At 71.8% G+C, this 17,115-nt stretch carries 16 protein-coding genes; 4 read left to right on the forward strand and 12 right to left on the reverse strand.

Translation table 11 applies throughout. The annotated features are described in order from the left end of the window. Positions 1-5 precede the first annotated feature (5 nt). The 5 genes from ACFYWM_RS35905 to ACFYWM_RS35925 all read right to left on the reverse strand — a co-directional run bounded on the left by ACFYWM_RS35905 (position 6) and on the right by ACFYWM_RS35925 (position 4,497). A complete protein-coding gene (locus tag ACFYWM_RS35905) occupies positions 6-752 on the reverse strand; it encodes a glyoxalase (RefSeq protein WP_389923369.1) in 747 nt (248 codons plus the stop codon). Positions 753-1,046: 294 nt separating this feature from the next. Beyond that, a complete protein-coding gene (locus ACFYWM_RS35910) occupies positions 1,047-1,553 on the reverse strand; it encodes a S26 family signal peptidase (RefSeq protein ID WP_389923371.1) in 507 nt (168 codons plus the stop codon). Next, complete coding sequence (locus ACFYWM_RS35915; RefSeq protein ID WP_389923374.1) at positions 1,550-3,382, reverse strand: ABC transporter ATP-binding protein; 1,833 nt, start codon at positions 3,380-3,382, stop codon at positions 1,550-1,552. Before ACFYWM_RS35915 ends, ACFYWM_RS35910 begins: the two co-directional genes overlap by 4 nt. Continuing rightward, a complete protein-coding gene (locus tag ACFYWM_RS35920) occupies positions 3,379-4,047 on the reverse strand; it encodes a hypothetical protein (RefSeq protein ID WP_389923377.1) in 669 nt (222 codons plus the stop codon). Before ACFYWM_RS35920 ends, ACFYWM_RS35915 begins: the two co-directional genes overlap by 4 nt. A 285-nt stretch (positions 4,048-4,332) precedes the next feature. Continuing rightward, positions 4,333-4,497: a hypothetical protein gene (locus ACFYWM_RS35925; RefSeq protein WP_389923379.1), complete on the reverse strand. Its 165-nt coding sequence runs from the start codon at positions 4,495-4,497 to the stop codon at positions 4,333-4,335. A 200-nt stretch (positions 4,498-4,697) separates the two neighbouring features. Here ACFYWM_RS35925 and ACFYWM_RS35930 point away from each other — a divergent pair, with 200 nt between their 5' ends. Beyond that, entirely contained in the window at positions 4,698-7,568 is a 2,871-nt protein-coding gene (locus ACFYWM_RS35930; protein WP_389923382.1) for a BTAD domain-containing putative transcriptional regulator, read from the forward strand. A 54-nt stretch (positions 7,569-7,622) separates the two neighbouring features. Here the strand turns inward: ACFYWM_RS35930 and ACFYWM_RS35935 are convergent, their stop codons facing one another. From ACFYWM_RS35935 to ACFYWM_RS35955, 5 genes are all read right to left on the reverse strand, one after another. Then, positions 7,623-10,019 (reverse strand): hypothetical protein, encoded by a 2,397-nt coding sequence (locus ACFYWM_RS35935; protein ID WP_389923384.1) that lies wholly within the window; start codon positions 10,017-10,019, stop codon positions 7,623-7,625. A gap of 26 nt (positions 10,020-10,045) precedes the next feature. Further along, complete coding sequence (locus ACFYWM_RS35940) at positions 10,046-10,549, reverse strand: hypothetical protein (RefSeq protein WP_389923387.1); 504 nt, start codon at positions 10,547-10,549, stop codon at positions 10,046-10,048. Positions 10,550-10,735: 186 nt separating this feature from the next. Then, complete coding sequence (locus tag ACFYWM_RS35945) at positions 10,736-12,298, reverse strand: polysaccharide lyase family 1 protein (RefSeq protein WP_389923390.1); 1,563 nt, start codon at positions 12,296-12,298, stop codon at positions 10,736-10,738. 401 nt (positions 12,299-12,699) lie between these two features. Next, positions 12,700-13,101, reverse strand: a complete 402-nt coding sequence (locus ACFYWM_RS35950) for a hypothetical protein (protein WP_389923392.1) — start codon at positions 13,099-13,101, stop codon at positions 12,700-12,702. Positions 13,102-13,136: 35 nt separating this feature from the next. After that, complete coding sequence (locus tag ACFYWM_RS35955) at positions 13,137-13,532, reverse strand: winged helix-turn-helix transcriptional regulator (protein ID WP_389923394.1); 396 nt, start codon at positions 13,530-13,532, stop codon at positions 13,137-13,139. 287 nt (positions 13,533-13,819) lie between these two features. Here ACFYWM_RS35955 and ACFYWM_RS35960 point away from each other — a divergent pair, with 287 nt between their 5' ends. Next, the gene (locus ACFYWM_RS35960; protein ID WP_389923397.1) at positions 13,820-14,536 is read left to right on the forward strand and encodes an SDR family NAD(P)-dependent oxidoreductase; all 717 of its coding nucleotides are present in this window, start codon (positions 13,820-13,822) and stop codon (positions 14,534-14,536) included. A gap of 110 nt (positions 14,537-14,646) precedes the next feature. Here the strand turns inward: ACFYWM_RS35960 and nadE are convergent, their stop codons facing one another. Beyond that, a complete protein-coding gene (nadE, locus tag ACFYWM_RS35965) occupies positions 14,647-15,489 on the reverse strand; it encodes an ammonia-dependent NAD(+) synthetase (protein WP_389923400.1) in 843 nt (280 codons plus the stop codon). 39 nt (positions 15,490-15,528) lie between these two features. Continuing rightward, on the reverse strand, positions 15,529-15,990 hold the full coding sequence (locus ACFYWM_RS35970) for an ATP-binding protein (RefSeq protein ID WP_389923403.1): 462 nt from the start codon (positions 15,988-15,990) through the stop codon (positions 15,529-15,531). 108 nt (positions 15,991-16,098) lie between these two features. On the opposite strand from ACFYWM_RS35970, the gene ACFYWM_RS35975 reads away from it, so the two are divergent. Beyond that, positions 16,099-16,902 carry a helix-turn-helix domain-containing protein gene (locus tag ACFYWM_RS35975; RefSeq protein WP_389923406.1) on the forward strand — a complete coding sequence of 268 codons (804 nt, stop codon included), beginning with the start codon at positions 16,099-16,101 and terminating at the stop codon, positions 16,900-16,902. Beyond that, positions 16,893-17,108, forward strand: a complete 216-nt coding sequence (locus ACFYWM_RS35980) for a DUF397 domain-containing protein (protein ID WP_389923408.1) — start codon at positions 16,893-16,895, stop codon at positions 17,106-17,108. Before ACFYWM_RS35975 ends, ACFYWM_RS35980 begins: the two co-directional genes overlap by 10 nt. Positions 17,109-17,115 lie beyond the last annotated feature (7 nt).

The following is a 17,115-nucleotide window of genomic DNA, read 5'->3' on the forward strand; positions in this document are numbered from 1 at the left end:
CCCGATCAGCCGCTTCGGTCGCTTGGGGGAAGCCACTCCCGCAGCCGGGGAAGATGCCCGAGTTCCGACTCGACGCGCTGCCTGTCCTCGGCGGTGAGCTCCAGGGCGCGCAGGTCGGCGGCCCACGGATCGACGGGCTCGCCGAGAACCGTGGCCAGGTCGACGAGGTGGCACAGGGCGATGCCCCGCTCCGCCACCGGGGCGTCCGCGCCGTGCCTGCGCACCCCGGACTTGAGCGCCCGGAAGGCCTGCAGGTCGTCGTTCTTGAACTCGCGCAGGATCCGGGCGTTGTCGAGCACCTTGGCCAGGCCCGTCAGCTTCTTCGATCCGCCGTACTCCAGCTCGACCGGCTCGTCGCGCTGGATGAATATGATCGAGTTCCCGGACGGATCGACCAGCGTGAACCGGGACGCGCCCGGCCGGTAGCGGGTGATCCTCGGGAGGCCGGAACCCAGCACCTTCCCGTGCGCCTGGCGCATCGCCGCGACGAACGCCGCGTGGTACGGCGCCACGGCGTCGACCATGACCAGGCACCCCCCGGACTCCTCCCGGGCCGGATCGAGCCCCTTGGGCGGCGGGCCGAAGTGCAGATGGACCCCGCTCCACTCCAGCGCCAGGTAGACGTAGGGCCTGCTCTGTTTGTACGTGGCCTTGAACCCCAGCGTCTCGTAGAACTCCAGGGTCCGCTCCACCGACGCGCACGGCATCAGCGGCACCATCGTCTCGTTCGGCCGAATCGCGGCCTCGCTCATGTCTTCCCCCTTCCGGCTCGTCCGACGAGACTCGCACCCTTCGACGGGGCTCGCATATGGATCGTTCCAGGGGAAGATGATCGGCGCTGGGACGGGTCGACGTGCCCAGCGGGTACCGGCCACCCGCTCGGGTGACCTCGGGTCCGGCATGCCCGCGCCGGCCACCCGCTCGGGTGACCTCGGGTCCGGCGTGCCCATACCGGCCACCCGGGGGTGCGGCCCCGGGTGGCCGGCGCGTTCCCCGGCCGGCGTGGCGGTGAGCCGGACGGCCGGGAGTCTCGTATCGCGGCCCCCTCACCCGCCCGAGGCGTGCGAGGGATCCCGGCGCGCGCGCTCGACGCGGGCGGTCTCCGGGCCGGACAGGCGCCGGACCACGACGCCGACGAACCGCTCGCGGCGCACGAAACCGTAGTACCGGGAGTCCCAGCTCGTCTCACGGTTGTCGCCCAGTACCACGAGGGACCCGCGCGGCACGACCGTTCCGGCTATCTCCTGCATGTCCGGGTCCTCCCACCCGACGGGCACCCGGTCGCCCGGCACGGCCACGACCCGCTTGATCAGGAGCGGGCGGTCCCGCTCGGGCATCGGTTCCGCGGCGTGCGGCGGGTCGGGGCACACGAAGACGACGAGCTGTCCCGCGCGCGCCCGCTTCGTCCTGCGGACCAGCAGGCGGTCACCGGACCGCAGCGCCGGCTCCATGCTCGTGCCGTCGACGGTGGTGGCCAGGAGGCCGCGACGGGCCCAGAGCGCCAGCAGGCCGGCGGCCAGCAGCACCCCGGCGGCCGGGAGGACGGGTGTCACAGGGCCTCCTGGTATCCGGCGGCCTGGAGGCGAAACAGCCTGGCGTAGCTGCCCCCGGCCGCGAGCAGGACGTCGTGCGACCCGTGTTCGGTGATCCGCCCGCCGTCCAGGACCGCGATGTAGTCGGCGTCGCGGACGGCGCTGAGCCGATGGGAGATCAGCAGGCTGGTACGGCCCAGCCGGTGCTCCCGCATGCGGGTGTGGATCTCGTGCTCGGCCTCGGGATCCAGGCCCGAGCTGGGCTCGTCGAGAATCATCAGATCGCTGCCGTTCCGTACGAAGGCGCGGGCCAGCGCGAGACGCTGCCACTGCCCGCCGGAGAGGACGACCCCGGTCACCGGGTCGTCCCCGTCGTTCCCGATCACGAAGATGCGGGTGAGCGGCGTGTCGTAGCCGCGAGGGAGCCCGGCGAGCTTGTCGTGCAGCCCCGCGCGCGTGGCCGCCTCCTCAAGGCGTCCCCGATCTCCCATCGCGGTCAGGTCGCCGAGACCGATGTTGTCGCCCGCCGTCATGTCGTAGTTCATGTGGTCCTGGAAGACGGCGCTGATCCGTTCGCGCAACAGGGCCGGGGGGATGTCCCGCAGATCCGTGCCGTCCCAGAGGATCCGCCCCCGGGTCGGGTCGTACATCCGGCACAGCAGCTTGACGAGCGTGCTCTTCCCCGCGCCGTTCAGCCCGACGAGCGCGACGGCGCACCCGTGGGGGATCGTCAGGTTCACCCCGCGAAGGACCCAGGGGTGGTCGTCGCTGTAGCGGAACCACACGTCCCGCAGCTCGACGCCCTGGCGCAGCCGTGACGCGTGCCCCCGCTCGGCTCGCGGGAGATCCGGCCCGGCCGCGGTGACGGCGACGTAGTGGGCGAAGGCCAGCAGCCGCGCCTGTCCCCCGGCGACGGCCGACGTCAGCACCCCCAGGGCGGACTGCACGCCGATGACCGCCGCGAGGAACATGGAGACGTCCCCGACGCTCAGCTCGCCGCGCCGCGCCGCCGTGATCGCCCACCACAGGCCGGCCCCGGCCACCACCGCGCTCAGCACCGTCAGCCCGCCCTGGGCGCGGAGTTCCCGGAGATCCATCCGCCGGACGGCCGCGTTCGCCGACCGCCGCTCGTCCATCATCCGGGCGCGCAGGAACGCCCCGATGCCGAAGAGGCGGATCTCCGTGGCGGCCGCGACCCCCGTGAGCAGCTGGCTGTAGAAGAACTCCCGCCGGTGGAACTGTTCGACGCTCCACTCCATGCTCGACCGGCGCCGGACGAGGTGGAGCTCGGCGGCGATCGCGGGAAGGGCGGCCAGGAGGACCATGACGGTCATCGCGGGGCTGAGGATCAGCATGGACGCCACGAAGCCGACGAGGGACAGCACGCCGCCGAGAACGTTGCCGATGCTGTCCACCAGTTCGGTGACGCGGCCGGTCCCGTCCTGTGCCAGCCGGACCCGGTCCTGGAAGGCCGGATCCTCGAAGGCGCGCAGGCCGACCTGGCGTTCGGTCGCCACGAACATCCGTTCGGTCGCGACCAGGCCGGCGGACCGGCCGATCTGGGCCCTCAGGTAGCGGAGCGTCACCGGGAGGGCGGCGGCGGCCAGCCCGGTGACGATCAGCCCGAGGGCCAGCCCGCCGACCTCGCCGTGCTGGGCCGTCAGCCGGTCGAGCACCAGCTTGGTCAGCCACGCGGTCGCGACAGGCGCGGCGGCCGAGACCAGGGTCATCGCCAGGAACCCCGTCACGTTCCCCGGCCCCGACCGCCAGATCAGCGAGACGGCCTCCGAGAGGGAGGCGCGCAGTTCCCGCGCGCCGACGCGCGGCTTCCCCTCCGGATCACCGCTCACCGCTGCCCCTTGCCCGCGACGCGCTCACGGTCGCGGTGTCCGTCGCGGTCGCCGTCGCTGTCACGGGCACGGGCACGGTCAGGGGTACGGGCACGGGCACGATCAGGGGTACGGTCGCCGTCATGATCGCTAGCACGGTCACGGGTACGGTCGCGCCGGTCCGGGAGGGGCAGTTCCTCCATCCGGGCGCCCGTGGCGACGACCCGGTGATCGTCGCCGATCAGGTACAGCGCGGGTGTCCAGGTGTTCCGGAACGCGCGCGCCACCGGCCCGCCGTCGAGGTCGGCGACGACGACCCGGGCCACCTGGCCGAGGGCCTCCACCGCCGCCTCGTCGCCGCCGCCGAGCACCGCCAGCACGTTCTCGCGCCCCAGCTTCCGCGCGTGCTCGACGAAGCGCGGCAGCAGTTCGTGGCAGGCCTCGCAGTCGGCGGAGAAGAACCCGACCACCCCGGCCAGGGTGTCGTGGGACACCGGCTCGCCGCTGGTCGTCACGGCGCTGAACTCCCCGATGGAGGAACCCGGTCCCAGGACGAACAACGACCCGGCGGACCGCTCCGCGGAAACGGCCTGCTCCCTCATCCGGCGCAGGATTCCGATCGTGAGCAGCAGGTTCAGCAGGCACAGTACGCCGAGCAGCACCACGGCGGCGGCAAGGTAGGGCATCGGGAACTCCTCGCGAACAGGTCGACGAAGTCGTCGAGGGAAATGACCGGGGCCGCTCCGGCGGGGCCCCCGCGACTGCCAGAGCGGCCGACGACGGAAGGTCACGAGCGCCGGCCCGCCGGGTGCGCGTCCCGTGGCCTCGACACCGCCGAGGCCGCAAAGACAGGGACGAACAGGACGAGCAGGACAGCGTGGACCGCCGCCACATGTCGCATGCCTGCGACATTCCTCGTGGGAGGCCCGGGCGGCGGTGCGGCGCCGCCCGGTACCGTCCCCGCGGTCGGATCAGCAGGGACCCACGTAGTTCCATTCGCAGCCGGTCTGCGGGCAGCAGAAGCGCCACCACTTGCCCGGGCGGCCCGCGGAGTTGCAGAAGTACCGGCCGCTGCAGGCGGACACCCTGGCCTTCGGGACGATCCGGTCGATCATTCGGTCGATGAGACGGTTCATGCGTTTCTCCTTCGCGTCTTCTGGGCTGGAGTCACCGGTCACGCGTCTCGGACGGGTCGATCCCCGCTCCTCCCGCGAACCGGTTGACACAGGTTGATCGCGGGTTCAGCATCAGCCAGGAAAGTGATCAAAACCCTGCAGAATTCTCAATCACCTGGTCGACAGGGCAGAAGGAAGCCGGCGCTACGGGGAGGCTCATCATGGAGTTGCGCATGCTGGGCCCGCTGGAGCTGTGGACGGCCGGCGGGCCGGTGGATCTCGGGCCACCGCGGCAGCGGGCCGTGTGGGCGGCCATGGCGGTGGACACGCCACGGCCGGTTCCCGTGGAGACGATGGTCGACCGGGTCTGGGGCGAGGCTCCGCCGGAACGGGCACGGCACGCGCTCCATGTCTACCTGGCCCGGATCCGGCGGGTGCTGGAGCGGGCGAGCCCCGACGAGGGGGAATCGGCCCGGCTCTCGCGCCGCAGCGGGGGGTACGCGCTGGACGTCGACCCCGACAGCATCGACGTACACCGCTTCCGGCGGCTGGTCGGGCGGGCGCGGAGCGGGCGGTGCGCGGAGGCGGAGGAGGCCCGGCTGCTGCGGCAGGCTCTGGAGCTGTGGCGGGGCACTCCCCTGGGCGGCGTCGAGGGTGACTGGGCGGCCCGGGTACGGCAGGCGTGGCACCAGCAGCGTCTCGACGCGGCGGCGCACTGGGCGCGGGCCGAGCTCCGTCTCGGGGACGCCTCCGCGGTCGTCGGCCCGCTCACCGACCTGCTGCTGGAGAACCCCCTGTCGGAGCCGCTGGTCACGGCGCTGATGCACGCCCTGCACGCCGACGGGCGCGTCCCGGAGGCCCTCGACTGCTACGCCGCGTTCCGGCGGCGGCTCGCCGACCAGCTGGGCCTGGACCCCGGGAACGAGCTGCGCGAGCTGCACCGGGCGATCCTGTCCGGGAACGGGCCGGCGCCCTCCCCCGTACCGGCGGAGGAGGAGGTGGAGGAGACGGCGGAGGAGACCGGCGCCGCCTCGCCCACGGTCACGGAGGGCACGGGGGCCACGACCGTCCCGCCGGCGCAGCTGCCGCCGGACGTGCGCGGGTTCACCGGGCGCCGCGCCGAGCTCGCGCACCTCGACGCGTTCCTCGCCCTCGGCGCCGACCAGCCCACCGCGCTTCCCGTCACGGTGCTGTCGGGTACGGCGGGGGTGGGCAAGACGGCGCTGGCGGTGCACTGGGCCCACCGGGTCGCCGGCCGCTTCCCCGACGGGCAGCTCTACGTCAACCTGCGAGGATTCGCCCCGGACGGGCCGGTCACGACGCCGGGCGAGGCGCTCGGCGGGTTCCTGCACGCCCTGGCCGTACCGGCCTCGCAGCTGCCGTCCGACGTGGGCGCGCAGACGGCGCTGTACCGCAGCCTGCTCGCCCGGCGGCGGATGCTGGTGGTCCTGGACAACGCCCGCGACGCCGAGCAGGTACGGCCGCTGCTGCCCGGGGCGCCCGGCTGCCTGGTGCTGGTGACCAGCCGTAACCGGCTCACCAGCCTCGTCGCCGTCGAGGGTGCCCGCCCCCTGCTCCTGGACCCGCCGACCGTCGCCGAGGCGCGGCGGCTGCTGGCCCGCCGCCTGGCCCCCGAGCGCGCCGCCGCCGAACCCGGCGCGGTGGACGAGATCATCACCCGGTGCGCGCGGCTGCCCCTGGCCCTGGCGATCGTGGCCGCCCGCGCCGCCGGGCACCCGGCCTCCCCGCTGGCCGCGTTCGCCGACGAGCTGCGCGACGAGCGCGACCGGCTCGACGCCCTCAGCGCGGGCGACGAGACCGGCGAGGTCCGCGCGGTCCTCTCCTGGTCGTACCGCACGCTGGGTGCCGGCGCGGCGCGCCTGTTCCGCCTGCTCGGGTTGTCCGAGGGCGCCGACATCGCCACGGCCGCCGCGGCGAGCCTGGCGGGCGTCACCCCGCGGGCGGCGCGGAACCTGCTCGCCGAGCTGACCGCGGCCGGCCTCGTCACCGAGCACCGGCCGGGCCGGTTCGCCGCGCACGACCTGCTCCGCGCCTACAGCGCCGAACTCGCCCGGCACGACGCCGCCGCCGACCGGCACGCGGCGGCGCGCCGGCTGTTCGACCACTACCTGCACACCGCCCAGGCGGCGGCCGTACTGCTCAACCCGCACCGCGACCCGGTGACGGCGGCGGAGCCCGGACCGGACGTGACGCTCGGCGACGTGCCCGACACCGAGCGGGCCGCGCACTGGTTCACCGCGGAGCACCGCAACCTGCTCTCGGCCGTACGGCAGGCGGACCGTACGGGATCCGACGCCTACGCCTGGCGACTGGCCTGGACGGTGACCGAGTTCCTGGAGCGCCGGGGACACTGGACCGACCGGATAGCCGCGCAGCGCACGGCGCTGGAGGCGACCAGACGTCTCGGTGACCGGCCGAGCCAGATCAGGGTGCTCCGTGGCCTGGCCAACGCCTGCGCCCAGATGGGCCGCCTCGACGAGGCGCGCGCCCACCTCGCGGAGGCGCTGGCGCTGGCCGCCGAGCACGGTGACGACACCGTCCTCGCCCACGTGCACATCACCCTCGCGCTGGCGCTGGAGGGACAGAGCGAATACCGTACGGCGCTGGAGCACGCGTCGCAGGCCCTGCGCCTCTTCCGCTCGGCCGGCCACGTCACCGGGCAGGCCAACGCCCTCAACATGATGGGCTGGTGCCACGCCCGCCTCGGCGATTACGACGAGGCCGTCACCTGCGGCGAGGAGGGCCTCGTCCTGCAGCGGCGGGCCGGCGCGCGGTTCGGCCAGGCGTGCACGCTGGACAGCATCGGCTACGCCCACCACCACCTCGGCCACTTCGACAAGGCGGCCGACCACTACCGGCAGGCGCTCGACCTGTTCCGGGAACTGGGCGAGCGCTCGTTCGAGGCCACCATCCTGACCCACCTCGGCGAGACGCACGCCGCGGCGGGCGACCTCGACAGCGCCCGCGACCGCTGGCGGTCCGCGCTGACGATCCTCGACCAGCTCGACGGCCCGGACGCGGCGGCGCTCAAGGAACGGATCCGGCATCTCGGCAGCGACACCGCCGGGTAGCCGGGGCACCGGGCGGGCCACGCCGCCGGCCCCGGTGGCATCCGGCCGGTACGGTCACCCGGCCCCCCACCGGGCCCAGTTGAGCCAGGCGATCGGTATGACCAGCACGGCCGCCGTGACCGTGACCACGACCAGGCAGCCGATCACGGCACCCGCCGGCACGGGCGGCCGGGGATCGGCCTGGCCTTCGGCGCTCGGACCCGGCGGGCGGCTCCGTCGCCGCCACAGCGTGCCGGCCAGCACTCCGATCGGTACGGCGGGGATGACCGCGAGCAGCCCGTACAGCGTGACGGTGTGCAGGTCGGCGGCGAGTCGCGAGGCCACCACCTCCGGCAGGCAGCGGGACGGGCGCGTCTCCATCAGGTCGACGCACCGGGCGACGGTGTAGGAGCCGATCTGCCCGGCGGTCGCGACGACGGCGGTCACCGAGGCGGCCAGCAGCGCGAGGCCGGGGCGGTCACGGCGGGCGGCACCGGCGGTGACGAGCGCCACGGCCGCCTGGGCGAGCACCGCGATCATGAGGTAGGCGCGCCAGTACGCGAGGTCGAAGTTCGCTCCCTCCGCGCCGAGGTCGTGCCGCACCGCCTCCGGCACCGCGGCCCGCGCCCAGTGGGGCAGCGCGACACCGGCGGCGATCACGATCACGCCACCGGCCGCCCCCACCAACGGTGCCCGCCGCCACGAGGCGCGCCCCCGCCCAGGGGCACGCCCGCGCAGCGCCGCGATCGACGGGACGAGCCACAGCAGGGCCAGGCCGGGCAGCGTGACGGGGTTGAGCTCGACGAGGTTCAGCACCGGGAAGGCCTGCGCGCAGCCCAGGGTCCAGAAGAAACCGGCCGGATCACCGGACACCGGCCCGCCCAGCCAGCACCCGATCGCGGGGTTCGCGCCCGAGGAGGGCCCGTCCGCGGCCAGCGACACGTACCAGGCGAGGAACCACGGGAACACGGCGGTCGCGGCGGCGACCATCGACCACCGGGCGTGAACGGCCGACGGCGTCCCCCGCGTGGCCGACCGGAACCACCAGGCCACCAGCACGCCTCCCAGCACCAGCGGCACCCCGGCCGTGACCAGGATGCCGAGATCGCCCCACCACACCCGCGACGACGCCAGCGCGTACGGGGTCGTGTTGAACGAGTGGATCAGCAGCGGCAGCGCGAGCCCGGCGAGGACCCCCAGCGCCAGCACCGGCGGCTGGACCAGGCAGTGCCACCACCGGATCCGGTGGCCGGTGTCACCGGCCGCCGCCCGCCACAGCGACACCACCAGGAAAGCGGTGAGCGGCGGGCCGAGCACCGCTCCGACCGCCGCCTCGCCGCCGAAGGTGTTCAGCTTGCCGAACGCGTCCAGGAACAGACCCCTGACCAGCAGATCCAGGCTGTTTCCCAGCAGCCCGGCCACCACACCGACGCCGGCGAGCTCCCACAGGGTCGGCCGCCACAGCAGTTCGGGGCGCCGTCGTACCGCCGCCCGCCACTCCGGCGCCGGGTGGGTGCCCAGCCCGAACCTCGGCCACGACCACCGGACGGCGGCCCCGCGACCCGGCGGGCCGGGGTCCGGCGGGCCGGGGTCCGCGGCCGGGACCGGCTCGTCGTACGCCGTGCCCACCGCGTCGGCGTGCAGTTCCCTGACCCGCAGGATGGCGTTGCGCACCAGATACACCAGAACGGCCACCACCAGGGCCTGCCCCACGTTGTGCGGCCGGTCCACCATGTAGGGCACCAGCTCGGACCACATCGCGTCCCGGGTGACCGTCGGCCCCGGTAGCGCGGCGTAGCCGACCAGCCCCAGCAGCGGGACCGCGACGACGGCGACGAACGACCACCAGATCGCGATCGTCAGATAGGTCTTGTCGACGTCCCGGTTGCGCAGGTGCGCCAGCTCGTGCAGCACCACGGTCCTGAACAGCGCGCGGTCACGGGTGTAGAGCATGATCAGCCCGGCGTCGAGCCGGACGCAGCGGCGCCACGGCAGGCCGAACGCCTGCCCGCCGCCGGTGCGGATCGAGCGCGGCGCGACGAACCACGCGGGCGCCCTGGCCAGCCCCATCCTGGACCGCAGTGCGTCCAGGTAGCCGAGCACCTCCGCGTTGTCCTCGTCCCGGACGTAGGGCCGCAGCCCGCCTCGGCGCCTGATCCACACCGGATGCATCCCGTAGAGCAGCGCGGCGACGGCCGTCAGCAGCAGGAATCCCCAGCCGATCCACGCCACCTTGTCGTAGAACGCGGGTGCCTGGCAGACGGCCAGCAGCCTGCGGGCCCGTTCGAAGTCGTCGGGATCCGGCACGCTTATCCGCGGATCGGCGAAACAGCGGGAGAAGACCGAGATGAAGTGGTCCCAGTTTCCCGGGACCAGGAAGTAGAGCTCGTAGAACGTGAAGAGCCCGCCTGCCATCACGAGCGTGATCAGCATGATGAACCGGGTGGTGGTGCCGGCGGGGGGCATGGCCACCGGGTCACCGGCCGGCCGCACAGGCGTCACGGCCGGTTCGGCGGGCCCTGCTCGTCACCGGCCCCGGGAATCCGGTGAACGATCGCCTCGGCGATCAGTTCGGCCTGCTCCGGTGAGAGCCCGCGCCGCCGCGCGGCGTCGACGGCGACGTCACGGAGCTCGGCGCGCTGTTCCGGGGTGAGCGCCCGCAACGACTCGGCGTCCACGTCGTCCGGCCCGGGCACACCCTTCCCGCGTCGCCGGAGAAGGCGCGCCGCCCTCGACCGCAGCCCGTCCGCCCCCTTCTCGATGTACGGCTGGGTGTAGTGCTGGAGCACGACCTGGACCACCCACAACACCGCGGGCGTCATCAGGGCGGTCACCTCTACGAGACCGAACCCGAGCGGCCCGCCGTTGCGGTCCTTGCCGGACAGCGTCCGGTCCGGGTCGTCGAAATAGGCCGAGCTGACCGCCGCGAACACCGGCAGTTCCTCGGGAAACACGTCGGCGACCACTCCGTGGCCGATATCCGCCACCACCCGCCCGGGCATGGGCCTCCAATCACCACGATCCGGCGACCGGCACCGGAGATCCGGTCGCCTCGAACGAACGCGTCACTCGCTCATCGATCGCGAACCCCCCTGCGTTACCGGCCGAACGCGCTTGGTGAACCTGGAGGGCCGGCCCGGAACCCCGGGCGGCACCGACGGCCCCGCCCAGGGTTCCGGGCCGGTCCGCTATCCGGCGTAGGTCTCGAACTCGGCGACCTTCGGCGTGGCGGTCGAGCCGGTGATCCGGAAGGTGATCTTGCTCAGCGAGGTCGCGGCGAAGGTGACGGTGCCCGCTCCGCTGCCGGACTTCAGGACGGCGCCGGTGCCGCCGTTGAGGAGCTGCCAGGATCCGATGGCGCCCGCGGAGCCCGACGCCTCGCGGATGACGACGCTGGAGACCGTCTTGGCGGAGCTCCACTTGATCGAGATGTCACCGGTCGAGCCGGACGGCGACCAGTGGGTGCTCAGGCTGCCGTCGCGCACGTTGCCGTAGCTCGTCCCGTCGGCCTTGCTGGACCCGTCGGAGCCTGCCCCGATGCTGAGGTTGGTCCCGCCGGGCGGAGGGGTGACCGTCGGCGTGGGGGTCGGCGTCACCGTCGGCGTCACCGTCGGCGTCACCGTGGGAGTGGGCGTCGGTGTCTGCGGCGAGCAGCTGCCGTTCGACACCCGCAGCCCCTTGTTGGCGCCCGCCGTCTGGCGGACGATGTCCGGCACGCAGCTCGCCCCGTCGAGGCTGTAGGCGTACGGGACGCTGACGGTGGTGTTGGACTGCGGGTTGGGGCCGGCGGGGGCGTTGTCGTCGCCGGGGGCCGACCAGGTCACGTTGTCGAAGATGTTGCCGGCGACCTGCCAGTAGCCGGCCTGGTCGGTGTAGAAGGTGCCCAGGACGTCCTTGGAGTTCTTGAAGTGGTTGTTCTCCACCTTGGCGCGGGCCCCGGCCCGGGAGTTGATGCCGGACTCGTAGAGGTTCACGTAGGAGTTGTTGTAGATGTGGGCTATGCCGCCCCGCAGCAGGGGTGTGCGGGAGTCGATGTTCTCGTACAGGTTGTGGTGGAAGGTGATGAAGCCGTTCGAGCGGTCGCTCTCACTGGAGCCGATGAGCCCGCCGCGGCCGGAGTTGCGCAGGGTGCTGTAGGACAGGGTCACGTACTGGACGTTGTCCTTCATGTCGAAGAGGCCGTCGAACCCCTCCGACTCCCCGCCCGAGGCCTCCAGGGTGACGTGGTCGACCCAGACGTTGCGGACGGTGCTCTCCATGCCGATGGCGTCACCGCCGTTGGAGGTGGGCGAGCCCGACTTCTTGACGTTCCGTACGGTCACGTTCTGGATGATGATGTTGCTGGAGTCGCGGATGTGGATGCCCAGCTGGTCGAATACGGCCCCGTTGCCGACCCCGATGATCGTGACGTTGCTGATCTGCTTGAGTTCGATCACGCCGGCGGCGGTGTTGCAGCTCGAACCCGACACCTTGCTGGTGTTGCCGTGGTTGATGGTCCCCTCGACCTCGATGGTGATCGGGGTGCTGCTGCTCGCCCGGCCGCACAGGGCCGCGTGGATCGCGGTCCCCGTGGTGGCCCGCACCGTCTGCCCGCCGGCGCCGCCGGTGGTCCCGCCGTTGCCGGTCGCGTAACCGGTGGCGCTGCCGACCGCCGCCGACGCCTGCATCGCCGGCACGGCCACACCGGCCGCGGCCGCGGTGACCGCCACGGCCAGCGCCGCCTTGAGTCGCAGCGCGACTGCTCGTCTCATCCTCGTCTCACCTTCGTGTACGAACACCTGGTCAGGAAAGTGGTCGGCGTGGACGTGCGCTCACCTGGACCGGACGCGGATGTGGCGAGCACGCGAAGGTTCAGGTCTGTCGATGTCGGCCTTTTTCGGACCGAGCGAAGGCACACGAGTCCACAAAAGATGGCACGGAAAGCGCTTTCCGACCACTTGGACCATAACGTCGGCCGTCAAAAGCCGTCAATGGCGGGGACGGAAGCTGCAACAAAGCTGCACACGGGCATGAAACCGGACGGTGTTCCACTTTCATCCGGCCGGATGCGGCGGCATCCCGCCCGGGGCGCCCCGGCGCCCGCCGCCAGGATCACACGTTCCGACCCGGTACGGCGGGCGGCAGCGGCATCCGTACGCCAAAACACGAGGTCTCAGGCGTCACCCCTGAGCCGGTCGCGCTGGATCCGGCAGGCGAGGGCGCGGCGCACGGAGGCCGGCGCGGTGGTGGTGGGGGTGGCGGTGACCTTCGAGGGGGTGTCGAGGCCACGGCTGATCTCGTTGTACGCCTCCCGGTAGCCGCCGGGCAGCTCCGCCCGGTGCAGCCTCAGGTCCTCCTCGACGAGGCGTCGCAACTCGTCGACGCCCTGGGGGGTGAAGTGCCTCCTCCCCCGGGCGATGGCGTTGACGTGGCGCGCGCAGCGGGCGGTTTCCTGGAAGGTCTCGGAGATCTCCTCGGCGAGACCCCACAGGCGTCCTTCGAGCCAGGGGGCGTCGTGCTGGTCGAGGGAGAGATCCACCGAGGGGGGGCGGGTCGTCCGCCCTGGCGGTCGCACGAGCCGGCACCCTGGACGCCGGGCGGACCCTCCGCCTATCGGGTGAGGGCGTCGAAGCGGGTCCGGTTCTCGCGGATCTCCAGGTGGTGGTCCACGGCCCACGCGGCCAGGGCGAGCACGGTGCTCAGCAGGGTGGCGCCCAGAGGGGTGAGAGCGTATTCGACCCTCGGCGGGACCTCCGGATAGGACGTGCGCTCGACAAGGCCGTCACGCCGCAGGTGGCGGAGCGTGAGCGTGAGCATCCGCTGGGAGATGCCGGGGATGGAGCGGTAGAGGTCGGTGTAACGCCGCGGACCGTCCTGGAGGGTCGCGATGACGAGCGTGCTCCACTTGTCGCCGGCGCGCTCGAGGACCTCCCGGATGAAGTCGGTGTCGTCGGGCCACAGCGCACAGGGGCCCGCGGTCGGGCGGGCAGGGCGGGCATCGCTCATCTCACACCTTCACGTTCGGCACGAACACCCGTGTGCCTTTTGTAAGGGTGCCGATTCTAACGCATCATGTCGCTACCGCACTGATGAGAGGAATCAGAGGTCACAGCCCCGGGGAGCTCTTACGGCCCCGGACCGCGGACCCCGGACCCACCCACGCCCCATCCGGCCGTACGGGAAAACCCGGTCGAACGGGCGACCCACCACGAGGCCCGCCGGATCACCCGGCCGGCCGTCTCAGCATTCACTTCACTCACTTCATTCACTTCATTCACTTCGAGGAGTGCCTCATGTCCAGGACAATCGCGATCTTCGGCGCGGGAAGCGGCCTCGGGACGGCCGTCGCCCGTCGCTTCGGCCGCGAGGGCTACACCGTGGCGCTCGTGGCCCGCCGCAGGGAGCCTCTCGACGCGCTGGCCTCCGCGCTCGCCGAGGAGGGCATCGACGCCGCGCCGTTCACGGCCGACCTGTCCGACCCGGCCGCCGTCCCCGCGCTGATCGACGGGATCACGGGACGGTTCGGGCGGATCGACGTGGTCGAGTACGCGCCCATCGGGGCGAGCGCGCCGTTCGTCCCCGCCGCCGAGCTGACCGCCGACGCCCTGCGCGCCATCGTCGACCTCTACCTGTACACGCCCGTCGAGATCACCCGCGCGGTCCTGCCGCAGATGATCGAGCGCGGGGACGGCGGCATCCTGCTCGGCCAGGGGCTGTCCGCCGTGCTCGCCGCCCCCGGCATGAGCGGGGTCGGCCCGGTCATGGCAGCGGCCCGCAACTGGATCCACTCGCTCAACGCCGAACTCGCCGGCAAGGGCGTCTACGCGGGCACCGTCACGGTGGCCGCCTGGGTGGAGGGCAGCCTCGGGCACCGGCTCGCCTCGCAGGCCGACCCGTCGCTGGGCGGCAACCCCACCGTCGACCCCGCCGAGCTGGCCGAGCAGTACTGGGACCTGCTGACCAGGCGCGACCGGGCCGAGCAGATCTTCCCGCCCGTCCACCTGCCCTGACACCCTCCGCCGGGACGCCGCGGAGTGCGTGACCCACGAGCTCTTCGGCGACGGCGGTTGCGCGCCCGGCCCGCGCCCGGTGGCGGGAGACGGGCTCGCGGCTGTGGGGGCTAGTTCGTGGCCCGCCACCAGTCGTCGAGCGGGCTGACCGGGACGGCCCGCTTGTGCCGGGTCGCGAGGTAGAGCGACTCCACCTTCGCCGCCACCTCCGGCGTGACCTCGGCACCCTCCAGGTAGTCGTCGATCTCGGTGTACGTCAGGCCGAGGGCCACCTCGTCGGGCAGCGCGGGCCGGTCGTCTTCAAGATCGGCGGTCGGCACCTTCTCCCAGGTACTCGGCGGCGCGCCCAGCTCCTGCAGCAGGGCGGCGCCCTGGCGCTTGGTCAGCCCGGTCAGCGGGGTGACGTCGACACCGCCGTCGCCGTACTTGGTGAAGAAGCCGGTCACCGCCTCGGCCGCGTGGTCGGTGCCCACGACGAGCATGCCCAGCTGCCCGGCGATCGCGAACTGGATCACCATGCGCTCGCGGGCCTTGAGGTTGCCGCGTACGAAGTCCCGCAGCTCGTCCCCTGACAGTTCCCGCAGGGCGGACGCCGTCTCGGCGGCGACGGCGTCCGCGCCCGGCTTGACGTTCACCGCGATCGACCGGTCGGGCCGGACGAACTCCAACGCGATCTGCGCGTCGTGCTCGTCGGCCTGCACGCCGTAGGGCAGCCGCACCGCGACGAAGGTGGCCTCGTGCCCCTCGGCACGCAGCTCCTCGGCGGCGAGGCGGCACAGCCTGCCGGTCAGCGTGCTGTCCTGGCCGCCGCTGATCCCGAGCACGTAGCCCTTTGCCGGGGTCGCCCGCAGGTAGTCCTTGAGGAAGTCGACCCGTCGCCGGATCTCGACCTTGGGGACGATGGTCGCCTTGACGCCGAGTTCGGCGAGAATCTGTTCCCGTAGGTTCGTCACCCACGTACTGTACTGGCCGGATTCGAGCCACCGGAAAACCTACGGCCAGGCCGCCAGCTGGAACCAGACGGACTTGCCGTAGGGGTTGAGGGTCCAGCCCCAGTTGCGGGAGAGGTCCTGGACGATGGCGAGACCACGGCCGGAGATCTCCAGATCTCCTGCCCGCCTCAGACGCGGGATCGCGATGCAGGCGTCATGGACGTCCACAGTCAGCAGTTCCCTCTCCCTGCCGACCGTGACACGGACGGGACTCATGGGGGAAACGTCCGAGGAGCCGTACGCGAGGGCGTTGGTGACGAGTTCCGAGGTCAGGAGTTCGGCGATTTCCGGGATGTCCCCCGTCGCCTTCCAGTCGGTGGCGACGTCACGCACGAACCGGCGGGCGGACGCGACACTTCCCGGTTCGCGCGGTATCCACTTCTCCCCCAGCGGGGAAAGGCCGGGATTCATCGTGTAGCGATATTCGGTCAGCGCCGCGCTCGCCTTGAGTGCCTCTTCCATGTTTTCTCTCTCCGCCTCGGATTTCTTATGTTCAGCGTGCCGAGAAACCACTACCCTTGGTAGTCGAATGGTTACGAAACCTGCGAGCTGGAGTTCACCGGTCTTTTGTTGAACTCCGACAAGGAGGGCATCATCCCTGATCTCTATACGCCTCAGGCGATCTGGGGCAGAGAGCTGCGTCACTACCGAAAGGCGGCGGGTCTCACCCAGGGTCAGCTCGCCGAGCGGATCCACTTCAGCGAGTCCCTGATCAGCGGGGTGGAGACGGGGCAACTCCCGGCCAGCCCGGAGTTCGCCGAGATCTGCGACGAAACCCTTGAGACCGGCGGCGCCCTCCGTCGACTCCTCGACTGGAGGAAGGGGCGGTCCTTTCCTCCCTGGTTCGGGAAGTGGCACGACAAGGAGCAGGTCGCGGTCACTCTCCGGACCTATCAGCCTCTGGTGATTCCCGGGCTGCTTCAGACCGAGGCATACGCCCGCGTAGTGCTACGTGGAGACGAGGCTGCGGTGGAGGCCCGCCTGCACCGCCAGGCCATCCTCATCCGCGAGGACCCTCCACCCCCGATCTATCGATGTGTGGTCGACGAGGGGGTTCTCCATCGCCCGATCGGTGGCCACAAGACAATGAAAGAGCAGTTAGAGCGCCTGATTTCGGTGGTCAATCCACGGCTGAGCGTTCAGGTGATACCTCACGGGATGCATTCTGGCCTGATGGGCGGGTTCGTAATCGCGACGCTGGACGGAGGAGGCGACGTACTGTATGCGGAGACGGCCGTGCGAGGTCTCACAACAAGCGATCAGGAAGACGTCACGGCGGCCGTGGAGCGTTTCGAGGCCATTCGGACCGAAGCGTTGCCGCTGAAAATGTCCATCGAGCTCATCCAAAGGGCGGTAGAGGAAAAGTGGACCTGAGTAACGTCAAGTGGATCAAGTCAAGTTTCTCCGGCGACAACGGCGGCGACTGCGTCGAGGTCGCGAGGCTCACAGACACCACCGGCCACCCCGGCCTGGTCGCCGTACGCGACTCCAAAGACCCCGACGGCCCCAAACTCCTCTTCACCCCCACCCAATGGAACACCTTTCTCAACAGCGTGAAAGCCGAGAGAAAATGGGCCTGAGCAACGC

The organism is Streptosporangium sp. NPDC002721, from assembly GCF_042888905.1.
Taxonomy (GTDB): Bacteria; Actinomycetota; Actinomycetes; order Streptosporangiales; family Streptosporangiaceae; genus Streptosporangium.